Genomic DNA, 14,009 nt, shown 5'->3' on the forward strand with positions numbered 1-14,009 from the left:
CCGAGACGGCAGGCATTTCACCCTGTCAATAAGGATAGGCGGCCTCGTCACTGGCGCCTTCAGCGATGGATATCGGTGCGGTGCAATAAATCTCGGCCTCGACCCAAGTCGACAGGCAGGACTGACTAGCCAGAGGATGAGGTGATGCAGAAAAGCCACATCTCTAACCCGCCGCTCGGAAGCTAGTGTTTTTGCGAGGCGGCAACCGCAGCGGTCACGCCTATCATCAATGCCGAATAAAAGCCGAACGATAGATCTAGGGGAGACGATGCGGTGATTTTCCGAACAACTCTGCTTGGCGCGTCCACTATGGCGCTCGCCTTCACTATGGCTGCGCCCGCACTGGCGCAGGATGCCCCGGCCCAGACGGCGGCCTCGGAGGTCGTCGGTGGCCTCGAGGACATCGTCGTTACCGCGCGTAAGCGTCAGGAGAGCGTCCAGAGCGTTCCCGTCGCGGTCACTGCGATCAGCGGCGATCTCGTGCTCAAGCGCGACATCACCAGCATCGAGAAGATCGCGGCAGCGACGCCGAATCTGAACGTCGGCCGTGCGTCGAACGGCTCGGGTGCCCAGCTCACGCTGCGCGGCATCGGTTCGTCGTCCACCTCGATCGGCATCGAACAGTCGGTCGCCGTGGTCGTCGACGGTGCCTATTATGGTCAAGGCCGCATCATCCAGGAGGGCTTCTTCGACCTCCAGCGGATCGAAGTCCTGAAGGGTCCGCAGGCGCTGTTCTTCGGCAAGAACGCGACCGCCGGTGTGATCAGCCTCGCGACCAACGATCCCGGACCCGAGCGCGAGTTCATCGCGCGTGCGGGCTATGAGTTCCGCTCGCGTCAATATCAGGGCGAGTTCATCGGTTCTGGCCCGCTGACTGAGACGCTCGGCCTGCGCGTCGCGGTGCGTGCGTCGACCATGGACGGCGGCTATTATCGCAACGTCTCGGTCAACCGGACCTACACCACGCTCGACATCCAGAATCTGCTGACGGGTGGCACCGGCAACCCGATCGGCCACCTCGCGACGCCGGCGGCCAGCCGCGCGCCGGGCGAGGACGAGATCCTCGGCCGCGTCACGCTGAAGTACGAGCCGACCGATCGTCTGACGATGACGTTGAAGGCCAGCTACGACCGCAACAGCGTGAACAACAGCTCGTGGAACTATGTCGCTTTCCGTTGCGGCCTGGGCACCGGCATCAGCCAGCTCAGCGGCTATGCCTGCGACAACGACAAGTTCGTTACGCACCAGAACAACATGCCGGCCGACATCGCCGCCAACTTCCCTTATGCGAAGAAGGATGGCCAGCTCTACAACCGCTATGAGAGCTATGCGATCAACGGCAATGTGAACTATGAGCTGGAAAATGTGACGATCAGCTCGGTCACCAATTTCAACCGCAACAATAACCGCTGGACCTGCGCCTGCGACTTCCAGTCGAGCAACAACGCAACCTGGGCAACCGAGAATTCGACTTGGCGGTCCTTCTCGCAGGAAGTGCGCGCGCTCACCAGCTTCGACGCCCCGATCAACCTGATGGTCGGCGCGCTCTATCAGAAGACGCGCCGCAACTTCGGGCAGTGGGTGGCCTTTGCCGGCCTGCGCAACAGCGCGGCTTCGCCCGAGAACCAGTTTGTCGCAACGAGCAAGACCAGCTTCACCAAGGGTGAGACGACCGCGCTGTTCGGTCAGGTTACCTGGAAGATCGTTCCGACCGTCGAACTGGCCGGTGGTGTGCGTTACACGCATGAGACCAAGGACAGCTTCTTTACCCAGCCCTATAACAACCCCGGCGTGACCGCGATCTTCCGCGATCAGAACGATCCGGATGGTCTGGGCGAAGTGACGGCGAACCAGACCTTCAACAACTGGTCGCCCGAAGTCACGCTGACCTGGAAGCCCTCGCGCGACCTGCTCGTCTATGGTGCGTTCAAGACCGCCTACAAGTCGGGCGGCTTCTCCAACGGCGGCATCAACTCGAAATTTTCGACCAATCCGCTCGCCGATCTCACCTTCGATCCGGAGCGGGCACGGGGCTTCGAGGCAGGCATCAAGTCGACGCTGGCCGACAACCAGCTGCGCCTGAACCTGACCGCGTTCACCTATAAGTATCTCGATCTGCAGGTGGACTTCTTCAACTCGCCGATCTTCGCCTTCCAGACGCTGACCGCCGACGCGAAGACCCGCGGTATTGAAGCCGAGTTCGAATATGCGCCGCGTGCCGTTGCCGGGCTGAATGTCCACGGATCGCTGAACTATACCAAGGCGACCTACACCAAGTTCCCGCTGGCGCCCTGCTATGCAGGCCAGACTCCGGCACAGGGCTGCACGGCGATCAGCGCGATCGCCTCGCGTCAGAACCTGAACGGTGCGCCGCTGTCGGTCGCGCCGCGCTGGACCGGCAATTTCGGCGTCGCCTATGACACCGACCTGAGCAGCACGCTCAAGCTCGGTACCAATGTCGACGTCCGCTACAGCGGCAGCTACCTCGCTTCGGGCTTCAATAATCCGCTGTCGCGCCAGAGCAAATATGCCACGCTCGATGCCGGCGTCCGCGTCGGTGCATGGGACGACAATTGGGTGATCGCCGTCATCGGCAAGAACCTGACCAACCGTCTTTATGTCAGTGGCGTCGTCGACGGTCCGTCAACCGGCAGCGGCACCGGCACGGCGGCGGGCATTCCGGCCGACCAGCTGGGCTTCGCCAACCTGCCGCGGACGGTTCAGATCCAGCTGACCAAGCGCTTCTGATCTCGACTACAGACAAGAAAGCTCCCGGTCGCCAGCGCGGCCGGGAGCTTTTCTTTTTGGCCTGGCTCGTTCAGTCGGTCGCGGCGGTGACCGCGATCTCCAGCGCGTAGAGCGGGGAGGCGAGCTTTACCTCCATCGTCGTCCGCGTCGGGGCGCAGCCCGGCACGATCCAGCGATCCCACACCGCGTTGAGTTCGGGCAGGATGGCGAGGTCCGACAGAAAGATCGATGCCGTGAGCAGGCGGTTCCGGTCGCTGCCCGCCTCCTGCAGCAAGGCGTCGATCCGCGACAGCACCTCCTCGACCTGATCGGGAACGGCGCCGCCCCGATGGTCGATCGCGACCTGCCCGGACAGATAGACCACATTATTGTGGACCACTGCGCCGCTCATCCGCGGGTTGCCAGCTATTCGCTGTATATCGGCCATCGGGTTCCTTTCCTCAGAAGGCGTAGCGGAGCGTCGCCCCGTACATACGCGGTTCGTTGTACATGCGCTGGTTGACGCCCAGGCTCGAATTGATCAGCGACGCGCCGCCGATCTTGAACGTCGTGTTCGTGAGGTTGGTGACGTACAGCCCCAGATCGAAGCTGCTGCCGAAAATCTCGCGCCAGTCGACGGTCAGGTCGATCGTCTGCGTCGCCCGCTCGCGGCTTTCCCCGTCGAACACATTGGTGCCATTGGGCAAAGTGATGAACGGCACCAGCCCCAGGATGATCGAGCTTTTATAGGCCCAGTTCATCGAGCCCGAGATCTTGCCCAGCGATTCATCGACGGGCAGCGTCCACTGCGCGTTCACGTTCAGCTTGTGGCGTGGCGTGAACGGAAAGATGCGGCCCGACTGGCGGGTGGGTGCGTTGGTCGCGGGATCGCGCCGCGAATAATCGAGGAAAGCGCCATATTTGGCCGAGGTATAGGCGTAGGACATCAGCACGCTGAAATCGCGCGTCGGCGCCACCGTCACGTCGATTTCGGCGCCCTTGATCTTGGCCGAGGCGGCGTTGACCAGCGCGCTGACATTGGCGGTGCCGACGCCGAAGGTCTGGTTGATCTGCGCGTCCTTCAGCCACTGATAATAAGCCGCGATGTTGGTTCGCAGGCTCCACTCGCCCAGCCGGAAATCGGACTTCAGGCCCAGCTCGACGTCGCGCAACGTCTCGGGCTGATAGCGGAAGAGCGAGATCGCATTGGGTATGGGCGGATTGGCGAGCAGTGCCGGAGCCGCCAGCGGATTGGTGCCCCCCGCGCGATAGCTCTGGCGGTGGGAGATATAGACCATCGTGCCGGGCGACAGCTTATAGTCGAAGCCGACCGTATAGGCGTCGCTGTTGGCCTTGGCGACGAAATCCGCCCGGCAGGGATCGGCCTGCGCCGGATTGGCTACGGTCGTCCCGGTGGCGCCGGTCACGCAACGCCTATTGGTGACCTGATAGAGGGTCAGCGCGCGGCGGTCATGCGTCCAGCGATAGCCCGCATTGAGCGTGAGCCCCTCGAGCGTGCCGCCAAAACCGTAGCTGAGATTGGCGAAGATCGCGCGCGACGTGTCGTCGATATATTGGTTGGTGTCGGTCACCGAACCGAAGACCGATGTCTGGTGCTGGTAATTGGCGTCGGGCGTGTCGAGATCGGCCCCGAACAGGCCGACGATATATTTGAGCCGGTCGTCGAACGCCTGCCCCTGCAGCTGCAATTCATCGCTGATCTGGCGGATGTTGAGGCCCCAGGGCGCGCCTGGATCCCGCGCATTGCAGGTGGCCGCAGTCGAGCAGGTGTCGAAGTGCAGGATGGTCAGCGGCGATCCGTCGAAGTCGAAGCGGTTGACCTGCTTGAAGCGCCGATAGCCGAAGATGTTTTTCAGGATCAGCCCGTCGGCGATGTCGTAGCTGGTGATGTTCGACACGCCCATCGAGCGCTTCTTGTCGATGCCGTCGACATTGCTGAAGGTCGTGCGCGGCCCGGCGGCGTTCTGGCGGGCGAGCGCCTGCGATACCGCCCCCTGTAACAGGGTCGGGATGAGTGCGGCTGGGTTGACTGCCGCCAGGATGTTCGAGCTGCCATTGGTGGTCGAGCGGAAGATGTCCGCGACCAGGATGTTCGAGAGGCGATCGGTCGGATCCCATCCGATCGAGATGCGCCCGCTCACGAAATCGCGGTCATCCTGGCGCTTGCCCGTCGTCGCATTGCGGGTGAAGCCGTCGCGCTTGAGCCCCTTGCCGGCGACGCGTATGCGCAGCGTGTCGCTGATCGGCAGGTTGAGCGCGCCTTCGATCCCGCGATTGTCGTAATTGCCATATTCGGCCATCACATAGCCGCCCAGTTCGGTGCCCGGCTGGCGCGGCTCGAACAGCACGGCGCCGCCGGTCGAATTGCGGCCGAACAACGTGCCCTGCGGGCCTTTCAGCACCTGCACATTCTGCAGGTCGTAATAATAGCCGGGTCCGCCGCCATCGCCGATCGGCAGCGGCACCTGCGCGAAATAGGCAGGCACCGTCACCTGTTGGCCCGAGATCGAGGCACCCGATCCGGACTGGCCGCGGATCACATAATTCTCCTCGTCGCGGCTGCTCTGCGCGGAGGTGAGGGCGGGGACGATCTTCGACAGGTCGGTCGCATTCTGGATGCGCTGCTTTTCGAGGATCTCGCCGGTGAAGGCCTGGACGGCGATCGGAATGTCCTGCAACGCCTCCTCTCGACGGCGTGCCGTGACGACTATGTCGGCGATCTGGCTGTCGTTCACGGCGGGCGTCCCGGCGGACGGACCCGATTGCTGGGCCATTGCGGCGGTGCCGGGAACAAGGTGCAAAGCGGCTATGCCGCACATCAGCATGTGCTGCCTGGTCATTTCCCTCTCCTTTTCGTGCGCATGATCTTATTGTTGTCGGGGTGCGCAGACCCCCGTCACTCGTTCAGGCGCGGTGCGATCAGCCCTCCGTCGATCGGCACGGCGGCGCCGGAAATATAGGAAGCCTCGTCGGACAGCAGGAAGGCGATCGCCTTGCCGAACTCCTCCAGCCGGCCGACCCGGTCGAAATGCGACATCTTGTCGAGAAAGGCCTGTCGCTCGGGCGTCCGGCTGGGGTGGGGCGGATTGCCCAGCACCACCGCATTCACATTCACGCCGAAGCGGGCGACCTCCTTCGACACCGAGCTGACCAGCGCGTGCAGCGCCAGCTTGCCCGATGCATAGGCGCTGCCCGATTCCTGGCCGAGCACGGCCGAGATCGAGCTCACGCAGACGACCTTGCCAAAGCCGCGCTCGACCATGCCGGGCAGCACCGCGTGGAGCAGCATCGCCTGGGTGAAGAAGTTCATCTCGAAGATCGCCCGGAAATGGGCGAAGTCGGATTTCGCGAACTCGGCCCAGGGCGTCATCGGCGGGCCGCCGCCGGCATTATTGGCGAGCAGGTCGACCTTGCCATGGGCGGCATTGGCCGCAGCCACGAAATCCGCGATGAAGGCGGGCTCCATGACGCTGCCGATATGGGTGGTGACGCGGACCCCATGGCCGCGCAGGCGCTCTGCCGTCTCTTCGAGGCGCGCCTCGTCGACATCGTTGAGAGCGAGCGCGGCACCGCCGCGAGCAAGCTCCTCGGCGGTCGCGGCACCGATGCCGCGGCCTGCCCCCGTGACCAGCCCTACCTTGCCCGCAAAGCGGCTCACGCGCCCTTCCTCGCCCGCGGATCGGAGAACATCGGATTGGCAGCGTTGTTGGTCCAGATCTGATGCTTGGTGAAGCGCCAGCTGCCGGTCGCCTTGCTGAAGCTGAACAAATAGGTGCCTTCGTGCAGGCCGTGCTGCCACTCGTCATTTTCCTGCCCGACCAGCGCCATCTGATAATGGCACAGCGCCCAGGCGGACTGGTTGTCGTCCGACACGCGCACGACCTGGGTTCCGATCAGGTGGCGGATCTCGAGGCCGGTGATCTTGGTCAGGTCGCGCGGCGGGGCGACGACGCCCTCGCGGCGGGGCAAAGCCGGCTTGGCGTGCAGCCCGATCAGATTGTCCCGGCCCTTCACCGTCTCGTCGAGCGTACCCTTCATCACCCGCTCGATATTCTCGTCATAGAGGCGCTCGAGCACGTCCCAGCCGCGGCTGTCGCAGGCGAAGGCATATTCGTTGATCATCTCCTGAATGCGGATCTTGTCGGTAAGATACTGGACCTTGTCCTCCAGGGTGGTGCGCTCGCGCTCCACGGCGGGGGCCAGTTCGCGCCAGCAGGCATAGGCGTCGTACAGCATGTGGGTTCTCCTCTTGGGGCGGGGCAGCGGGCGGCGGCGCGATCAGATCGGCCCGCCGCTTCCGCCCGCGACATTGATCAGTTCGCCATTGATGAAAGCGCCGTCCTCGCTGCACAGGAAGGCGGCGGTACCGGCGATCTCCTCCGGCTTGCCGAGGCGGCCGACCAGCGACAGCTTCGACATGAAGGCGATTTCCTGTTCGGAGCGGTTGCGCTTCATCAGCGGGGTCAGGATCGGGCCCGGCGCTATGACGTTCGCGCGAATGCCCTGTGCGGCATGGTCGATCGCCAGCGACTTGGTCAGCGAGATGACGCCGCCCTTGGCCGCCACATAAGCCGGGTTGCGCCCCATGCCGGAGACGCCGGCGCCGGAGGCGATGTTGACGATCGATCCGCCGCCGTCCTGCGCGATCCGGGGGATCGCCGCCTTGCACATCAGGAAGGTGGAGTTGAGGTTGAGCCGGACCCAGAAGTCCCATTCCTCTTCGTCGAAATCCACCACGGTCTTGCCGGGGCGGCTGCCGCCGACGACGTTGATGAGGAGATGGAGGCCGCCGAAACGCTCGACAGCCAGCCCGACCGCCGCGTTCGCATCGGCGAGGCTGGTGGCGTCGGAGCGCTGGGTGACGATGTTCGATCGGCCCTCGACGGTTTCGGCCAGTCCCGCCTCGTCGATGTCGGTGGCGATCACCTTCGCGCCGCGCTCGGCGAAGAGCCGTGCAGTTGCCTGCCCGATGCCCGCGCCAGCGCCCGTGACGAGCGCAACCTTACCGTCCAACTGCATATCCCCTCCCTGTCAGAGGGGCAGGCTGCACCGCGCGCTGGGACGGACGTCCCGCGATGCCTCATCCCCTCCTCATCGTACCGACTCTTTATTCGTTAAGGTGGCTATCTATTATAAAATAGACTGACAAGGCCTTATCCCCTGCGTTGCCGAACGGAGATCGCGACCCCTCCGATCAGGAGCGTGACCGCCGCGACAATGAAAGCATTGTGGATGCCGATCGCTGCGCGGAGCGGGGTCATGATCAGCGGATTGATGAAGTCGGCGATGTAGAGGACAGTGAACTCCAGGCCGACGGCGCGCGCGCGGATCTCGGGCGGGACGCGGTTCAGCAAGATGCCGCCGATATGGGGCGGTATCATGCCGCCGCCGCCGCCCGACAGCACTGCGCCCAGCGTCAGCAGCGCGACGCTGCTCGAAAAGCCGATGATGGCAAGACCGGTCGCCATCATCAGGACCAGCATCAACTGCACCCCGCGTTCGCCGAACCAGGCGTAGAAGCGGCCATAGCAGCCGCCAAACACACCGCCGGCAAGCACGCCCGAGGCGATCACGACCGAGCGGACCAGCGGACTGTCGAAGCCGTCCTCCGCCAGCAGGAAGGACAGCTGGATCGAGGTCATGAAATAGCCGACGAACAGGAACAGTGCGAGTGCATAGACCGGCCATAGCGTCATCAGCGGTCGGAGCGATGCGCGCTCCTCGCGTGGCGCTGTCCGGCCCACGCCCTTGGGCAGGCCGGTCACCGCGAGCGTGAGGACGACGAAGGCGATCGTGTAGAGCAGGAAAGGCGTGCGCCATCCCCCGGCTTCGGCGAGCAGGCCCGACATCAGCAGACCGCTGACCGCGAACACCCCTGCGACCGCACTCTGATAGCCGAGCAGCCGCGCCCGCGCGACGCCCTCGAACCAGCTGCCGACGATCACCCCGATCGCTGTGCCGATCTGCGCGACGCAGAGACCGAGCAGGAAGCGGGCGACGAGCAGATAGGGCAGGCTGTCGATGAAATAGCCGCTGACCCCGAGCACGCCATAGCCCGAAAGCGCCGCGATCATGACCGGGCGGGGACCCCAGCGCTCGACCGTCAGGCCGCCCAATATGCCGCCCAGAATCACGCCGATTGCCGGCATCGTCAGGATCATCTGCGCGGCGAAGGCGCCCTGGCTCTGGCCGCCGAAATGCTCGGCGATGGTCGGCAGGACGGGGCCGAGCGCTGCGAACATCAGCGCCATCAGCGGCGCGCCGCCCATCAGGGTGACGCGCGCAACGCCGCCGCGCCAACCCGGCGGAATAGCTACAAAAGCGAGGCGTTCGCCTGCCTGCATCTCGCACGCTCCTCGTCCATCATTATTGTTATCTTAGATAGATAAGGAGGCTGGCATATTTCGCGGGCGCTGGGAAGCACCGCGATGCGAAGGCTCATAGCGCCAGCTTGGTGGTGAGCTTCACCTCTTCCAGCACGGCATAGGTGCGGGTTTCCCGCACGCCGGGCATCGCGGTAAGGATGTCGCCGAGGAAGCTGCGGTAGGCCGACATGTTGGAGACGCGGACCTTGAGCAGATAGTCGAAGCCGCCTGCCACCATATGGCATTCCAGCACCTGGGGCACGCGACGGACATGCTCCGAGAAAGCGGTGAAGACGTCATCGGTGGTGCGGTCGAGCATCACCTCGATGAAGATCATCAGGCCCTGGTCGAGATGTTCCGGGTCGAGCAGCGCCGTGTAGCCGGTGATGACCCCGCGTTCGCGCAGGCGCTTCACCCGGTCGAAGCAGGCGGCCGGCGACATGCCGCACATCTGCGCCAGCGCCTGGTTCGTGATTCGACCATCGTCCTGCAGGACGCGCAGCAAGCGGCGGTCGGTCTCGTCGATCTGAACAAGCTTCGGATCAGGAGGGGGCATTTTCGAATCTCTTCGCTTTCGATGGCCTTAATATGAAGCACATTCGGTGAAGAGGCGAATATCATAGAGATATATCGGCATATAGTGCCGTGCTGCGAGGATCGAATGGCTAATCAGCTTTCCAAATGGGATATCATCGACGGCGGCAAATATCAGGATGAGGCCGAGGTCGTCCGGTCGCTGCTGGACCGTCAGCCCTTCGATCCGGCGCAGCGCGCAGCTGTGGTTGCCGAGGCGGTGGCCCTGGTCGAGGGCGCGCGCGCGGCGACCAAGAAGCAGGGCGTCGTTGAGAGCTTCCTTCAACAATTCTCGCTCGGCACCCGCGAGGGCCTCGCGCTGATGTGCCTCGCCGAGGCGCTGCTACGGACCCCCGATGCCGACACCCGCGATCGGCTGATCGCCGAGAAGATCGGCTCGGCCGATTGGGCCAGCCACCTCGGCAAGTCCGACAGCCTGTTCGTCAACGCCTCGACCTGGGGCCTGATGCTCACCGGCCGCCTCGTGGATGTCGATGAGGAGGCGCGGCGCGACCTCGGCGGGTTCCTCAAGCGCATGACCGCGCGGCTCGGCGAGCCCGTGATCCGCCAGGCCGTCGGCGCAGCGGTACGGATGATGGGCGAACAGTTCGTGCTCGGGCGGACGATCGCCGACGCGCTGACGCGCGCGCGCAAGGAAGCGTTTCTCTGCTCCTTCGACATGCTGGGCGAAGGCGCGCGCACGGCCGCCGATGCAGAGCGCTATGAGCGCATCTATGCCGATGCGATCGAAGCGGTCGGACAGGCCGCCAGTGGCGCCGGCCCCGAACTCGGCCATGGCGTATCGGTCAAGCTGTCGGCGCTGTGCCCGCGTTACGAGGCGGTGCAGGAAGCGCGCGTGTGGGAGGAGCTCTATCCGCGCGTAAAGCGGCTGGCCCTGATCGCCGCGCGCCATGACCTCAACTTCGCGATCGATGCGGAGGAGGCCGATCGCCTCGTCATCTCGCTGAAGATGATCGAAAAGCTGGTCAGGGAACCCGAGCTGGGCAGCTGGCAGGGCTTGGGCGTCGTCGTTCAGGCCTATCAGAAGCGCGGCCTCGCGGTGATCGCGGCGCTGCGCGATCTGGCGGAGAGCAGCGGACGGCGGATCATGGTGCGTCTGGTCAAGGGCGCCTATTGGGACAGCGAGATCAAGCGCGCACAGGTTGCCGGTCGGCCCGACTATCCGGTCTTCACCACCAAGGCGGCGACCGACCTGTCCTATCTGGTCTGTGCGCAGGCCCTGATCGACGCCAGCCCGGCGCTCTACCCGCAATTTGCGAGCCACAATGCCCATACGCTGGCGGCGGTGCGCCGCATGGCCGAGCAGGCCGGCGCGGTGATCGAGCATCAGCGCCTGCATGGCATGGGCGAGGCGCTCTACGATGCGGCGGAGGCCCGCTACGGCAAGCTGCGCCTGCGCGCCTATGCGCCGGTGGGCGGGCATGAGGAATTGCTGCCCTATCTGGTCCGCCGCCTGCTGGAGAATGGCGCCAATACCAGCTTCGTTCATGCTCTGCTCGACGAGCAGGTGCCGGCCGATCTGGTCGTCGCCGATCCGATCGCCGCCGTCGCAGCGCAGCCCGATCGCCACCCGCGTATTCCGGTCCCCGCCGACATTTACGGCGCCGGCCGCGCCAATCCGCTGGGGCGTGACTATTCGCTGGTCGAAGCACGCAACATCGCCGAGCGCGCCACGCAACTGACCGCCGGTGAGCGCGAGACCACCGGCGCGATCGTCGAGGGGCGGCTGGTCGCGGCGGCATCCGAGCCGGTGACCAGTCCGGCCGATCGCAGCCGGGTGATCGGCTATGTCTCGACTGCCACCCCGGCCGATGTCGACCGCGCGATCGAGGCGGCGCGCCGGGCGCAGCCGCGCTGGAACCGCCTGGGGGGCAATGGTCGCGCGCCGGTCCTGCGCGCCATGGCCGATGCGATGGAGGCCGAGATGGACGGCTTCATCGCGCTGCTGTCGCTGGAAGCGGGCAAGACGCTGAACGATGGCGTGGCCGAGGTGCGCGAGGCGATCGACTTCTGCCGCTATTATGCCGAGCTGGCCGAGCGCCAGTTCGGCGCGCCAACGATCCTCGCCGGGCCGGTGGGCGAAACCAACCAGCTCGAACTGGGCGGGCGCGGCCTTTTCGCCTGCATCAGCCCGTGGAACTTCCCGCTCGCCATCTTCACCGGGCAGATCGCAGCCGCACTTGCGGCAGGCAACGCGGTGCTTGCCAAGCCCGCCGAGCAGACGCCGCTGGTGGCCGCCCGTGCGGTGCGGCTGTTCCACAAGGCCGGGCTCGATCCGGCGCTGCTCGCGCTGCTGCCGGGCGATGGCGCCACGGTGGGCGGTGCGATCGTCAACCATCCCGGCATCGACGGCGTTGCCTTCACCGGCGGGACCGAGACCGCCTGGGCGATCAACCGCCAGCTGGCGGCGCGCAACGGCCCGATCATTCCCTTCATCGCGGAGACGGGCGGGCTCAACGGTATGTTCGTCGACACCACCGCCCTCAAGGAGCAGGTGGTCGACGACGTCATCCTGTCGGCCTTCGGTTCGGCCGGCCAGCGCTGCTCGGCGCTGCGCCTGCTGTTCGTACCGCACGACAGCGCGGACGAACTGATCGACACGATCCGGGGCGCGATGGACGCGCTGGTGATCGGCGACCCGTCATCGCCGTCGACCGATGTGGGACCGGTTATCGATGCCGATGCGCGGATGGCGCTGGAGGCGCATCGTGAGCGGCTGTCGCGCGAGGCGACGATCCTTCACACCTGCGAGGCCCCCTCGGGCGGCGATTTCTTCGCGCCGCTGATTGCCGAAATTCCTAGCGCGGACTTTCTCGAACGCGAGGTGTTCGGTCCGATCCTGCACGTCGTCCGCTACGATCCCGCAGATCTGGCGACGGTCGCGGGCCGGCTCGCCTCGCGCGGCTATGGCCTGACGCTGGGCATCCACAGCCGTATCGAGCGCTTCGCCGCCGAGGTCCGCGAACTCGTGCCTGCAGGCAATGTCTATGTGAACCGCTCGATCATCGGCGCGGTGGTTGGCGTGCAGCCTTTCGGTGGCGAAGGCCTGTCGGGCACCGGGCCTAAGGCCGGCGGCCCGCACGCGCTGCTGCGTTATGCGACCGAGCGCGCGCTTTCGGTGAACATCACCGCGCAGGGCGGCGATCCGGCGTTGCTCAACCTCTGACCGGAGGCCTGGTTCGCGGCGCGGGCGTTCCGCGTCGCGAACATCAGGAAGCGGCCGAGCAGGCTGCACTGGCAACTACCGACATTACGCATCACGACACCCCTGTCGAATTCGGCCCTATCGAATCTGTCTCCCCTATTGCATGAGCAGGTGACGGGGCCATGACAGCCACAGATCGGATGCTGCGACGATGCTGACACTGCTGGGCGCCGTGCTGGGGCTGGTCTTCGGCAGCTTCATCGGAGCGCTTGTCATCCGCTGGCCACAGGATCGGTCGGTCTCTGCTGGGCGGTCCGTGTGCGACCATTGCGGCGCCCAATTGCGCGCCCGCGATCTGGTACCGCTCGCCAGCTATGCGCTGCGCCGGGGCCGGGCGGCCTGTTGCGGCGCCGGGATCGAGCCTGTGCATGCGCTGGCCGAGGCGGGCGGGCTGATCGTTGGCCTGCTATCGGCGCTCGTCGCCAACTCCCCGGCGGAAGCGCTCTGCGCGGCGGTAATGGGTTGGCTCCTGCTGGCGCTGGCGTTGCTCGACCTGCGAAATTTCTGGCTGCCCGATCGACTGGTCGCAGCGCTGGCGGTCGCGGCGCTGCTGCCGCTTGCCATGGGCCTGCCGCCATCTGTCGGCGATCGCCTGATCGGCGGCCTGTCCGCCTGGCTCGCTTTCATGGCGATACGCGTCCTCTACCGCCGCCTGCGCAGCCGCGAAGGCATGGGGGCAGGGGACGCCAAGCTCTTCGGTGCGCTGGGCCTGTGGCTCGGCTGGCGCCTGCTGCCGGTGCTGTTGCTGCTGGCGGCACTCGGCGGCCTGGCAGTCGCGCTGGCGCTGGCGATCGGACGCGGTGGCGTCGATCGGTCGAGCCGCCTGCCCTTCGGCCTGTTTCTCGCGCTGGCGGCCTGGCCGCTGGAGGTGCTGCTGCTGGCCGGGTGGCTGGCATCGGAGGGGGCGCGCTGATCGATCAGGATGGGCCGATGCGGGCGCAGCGGTCGATCTGACATTACCCAATGGCCTATGCGCTGATCCGCAACGCGGGGCTGGCGATCGGAAGGACAGACTATTTGCTGCCTATGGAACGCCAAAAAGTTCCTACCGCACATCAATGGTCGCAAGCCTGACCCAGGCGGCGCCGCACGTGAAG

The 14,009-nt window shown here is 65.4% G+C and carries 10 protein-coding genes; 3 read left to right on the forward strand and 7 right to left on the reverse strand.

Annotated features, from left to right (window positions below):
- The first annotated feature begins 309 nt into the window (after positions 1-309).
- Positions 310-2,748, forward strand: coding sequence for a TonB-dependent receptor (locus ACNI3R_RS15265; protein ID WP_426184846.1), 2,439 nt, complete (start codon positions 310-312; stop codon positions 2,746-2,748).
- Positions 2,749-2,818: 70 nt separating this feature from the next.
- Here ACNI3R_RS15265 and ACNI3R_RS15270 read toward each other — a convergent pair whose 3' ends face one another.
- The 7 genes from ACNI3R_RS15270 to ACNI3R_RS15300 all read right to left on the reverse strand — a co-directional run bounded on the left by ACNI3R_RS15270 (position 2,819) and on the right by ACNI3R_RS15300 (position 9,669).
- Positions 2,819-3,175 (reverse strand): RidA family protein, encoded by a 357-nt coding sequence (locus ACNI3R_RS15270; RefSeq protein ID WP_426184848.1) that lies wholly within the window; start codon positions 3,173-3,175, stop codon positions 2,819-2,821.
- Between the two features lie 13 nt (positions 3,176-3,188).
- Positions 3,189-5,588: a TonB-dependent receptor gene (locus ACNI3R_RS15275; RefSeq protein WP_426184850.1), complete on the reverse strand. Its 2,400-nt coding sequence runs from the start codon at positions 5,586-5,588 to the stop codon at positions 3,189-3,191.
- A gap of 56 nt (positions 5,589-5,644) precedes the next feature.
- Positions 5,645-6,406: an SDR family NAD(P)-dependent oxidoreductase gene (locus ACNI3R_RS15280; RefSeq protein WP_426184852.1), complete on the reverse strand. Its 762-nt coding sequence runs from the start codon at positions 6,404-6,406 to the stop codon at positions 5,645-5,647.
- Positions 6,403-6,984, reverse strand: coding sequence for a nuclear transport factor 2 family protein (locus ACNI3R_RS15285; RefSeq protein ID WP_426184854.1), 582 nt, complete (start codon positions 6,982-6,984; stop codon positions 6,403-6,405). Before ACNI3R_RS15285 ends, ACNI3R_RS15280 begins: the two co-directional genes overlap by 4 nt.
- A 42-nt stretch (positions 6,985-7,026) precedes the next feature.
- Entirely contained in the window at positions 7,027-7,767 is a 741-nt protein-coding gene (locus ACNI3R_RS15290) for an SDR family NAD(P)-dependent oxidoreductase (RefSeq protein ID WP_426184856.1), read from the reverse strand.
- 134 nt (positions 7,768-7,901) lie between these two features.
- On the reverse strand, positions 7,902-9,092 hold the full coding sequence (locus ACNI3R_RS15295; protein WP_426184858.1) for an MFS transporter: 1,191 nt from the start codon (positions 9,090-9,092) through the stop codon (positions 7,902-7,904).
- Between the two features lie 94 nt (positions 9,093-9,186).
- Entirely contained in the window at positions 9,187-9,669 is a 483-nt protein-coding gene (locus ACNI3R_RS15300; protein WP_426184860.1) for an Lrp/AsnC ligand binding domain-containing protein, read from the reverse strand.
- Between the two features lie 105 nt (positions 9,670-9,774).
- Here ACNI3R_RS15300 and putA point away from each other — a divergent pair, with 105 nt between their 5' ends.
- Both putA and ACNI3R_RS15310 read left to right on the forward strand, forming a co-directional pair.
- Positions 9,775-12,873 (forward strand): bifunctional proline dehydrogenase/L-glutamate gamma-semialdehyde dehydrogenase PutA, encoded by a 3,099-nt coding sequence (putA, locus tag ACNI3R_RS15305; RefSeq protein WP_426184862.1) that lies wholly within the window; start codon positions 9,775-9,777, stop codon positions 12,871-12,873.
- Positions 12,874-13,063: 190 nt separating this feature from the next.
- Positions 13,064-13,825: a prepilin peptidase gene (locus tag ACNI3R_RS15310; RefSeq protein ID WP_426184864.1), complete on the forward strand. Its 762-nt coding sequence runs from the start codon at positions 13,064-13,066 to the stop codon at positions 13,823-13,825.
- Positions 13,826-14,009: the final 184 nt, after the last annotated feature.

It is taken from the genome of Rhizorhabdus antheiae, from assembly GCF_049889055.1.
Classification (GTDB): Bacteria; Pseudomonadota; Alphaproteobacteria; order Sphingomonadales; family Sphingomonadaceae; genus Rhizorhabdus.

Coding starts and splice junctions, on each gene's coding strand:
- ACNI3R_RS15300 (WP_426184860.1), bottom strand. CDS start 9,669: ATGCCCCCTCCTGATCCGAAGCTTGTTCAGATCGACGAGACCGACCGC.
- ACNI3R_RS15275 (WP_426184850.1), bottom strand. CDS start 5,588: ATGACCAGGCAGCACATGCTGATGTGCGGCATAGCCGCTTTGCACCTT.
- ACNI3R_RS15310 (WP_426184864.1), top strand. CDS start 13,064: ATGCTGACACTGCTGGGCGCCGTGCTGGGGCTGGTCTTCGGCAGCTTC.
- ACNI3R_RS15295 (WP_426184858.1), bottom strand. CDS start 9,092: ATGCAGGCAGGCGAACGCCTCGCTTTTGTAGCTATTCCGCCGGGTTGG.
- ACNI3R_RS15265 (WP_426184846.1), top strand. CDS start 310: ATGGCGCTCGCCTTCACTATGGCTGCGCCCGCACTGGCGCAGGATGCC.
- ACNI3R_RS15285 (WP_426184854.1), bottom strand. CDS start 6,984: ATGCTGTACGACGCCTATGCCTGCTGGCGCGAACTGGCCCCCGCCGTG.
- putA (WP_426184862.1), top strand. CDS start 9,775: ATGGCTAATCAGCTTTCCAAATGGGATATCATCGACGGCGGCAAATAT.
- ACNI3R_RS15290 (WP_426184856.1), bottom strand. CDS start 7,767: ATGCAGTTGGACGGTAAGGTTGCGCTCGTCACGGGCGCTGGCGCGGGC.
- ACNI3R_RS15270 (WP_426184848.1), bottom strand. CDS start 3,175: ATGGCCGATATACAGCGAATAGCTGGCAACCCGCGGATGAGCGGCGCA.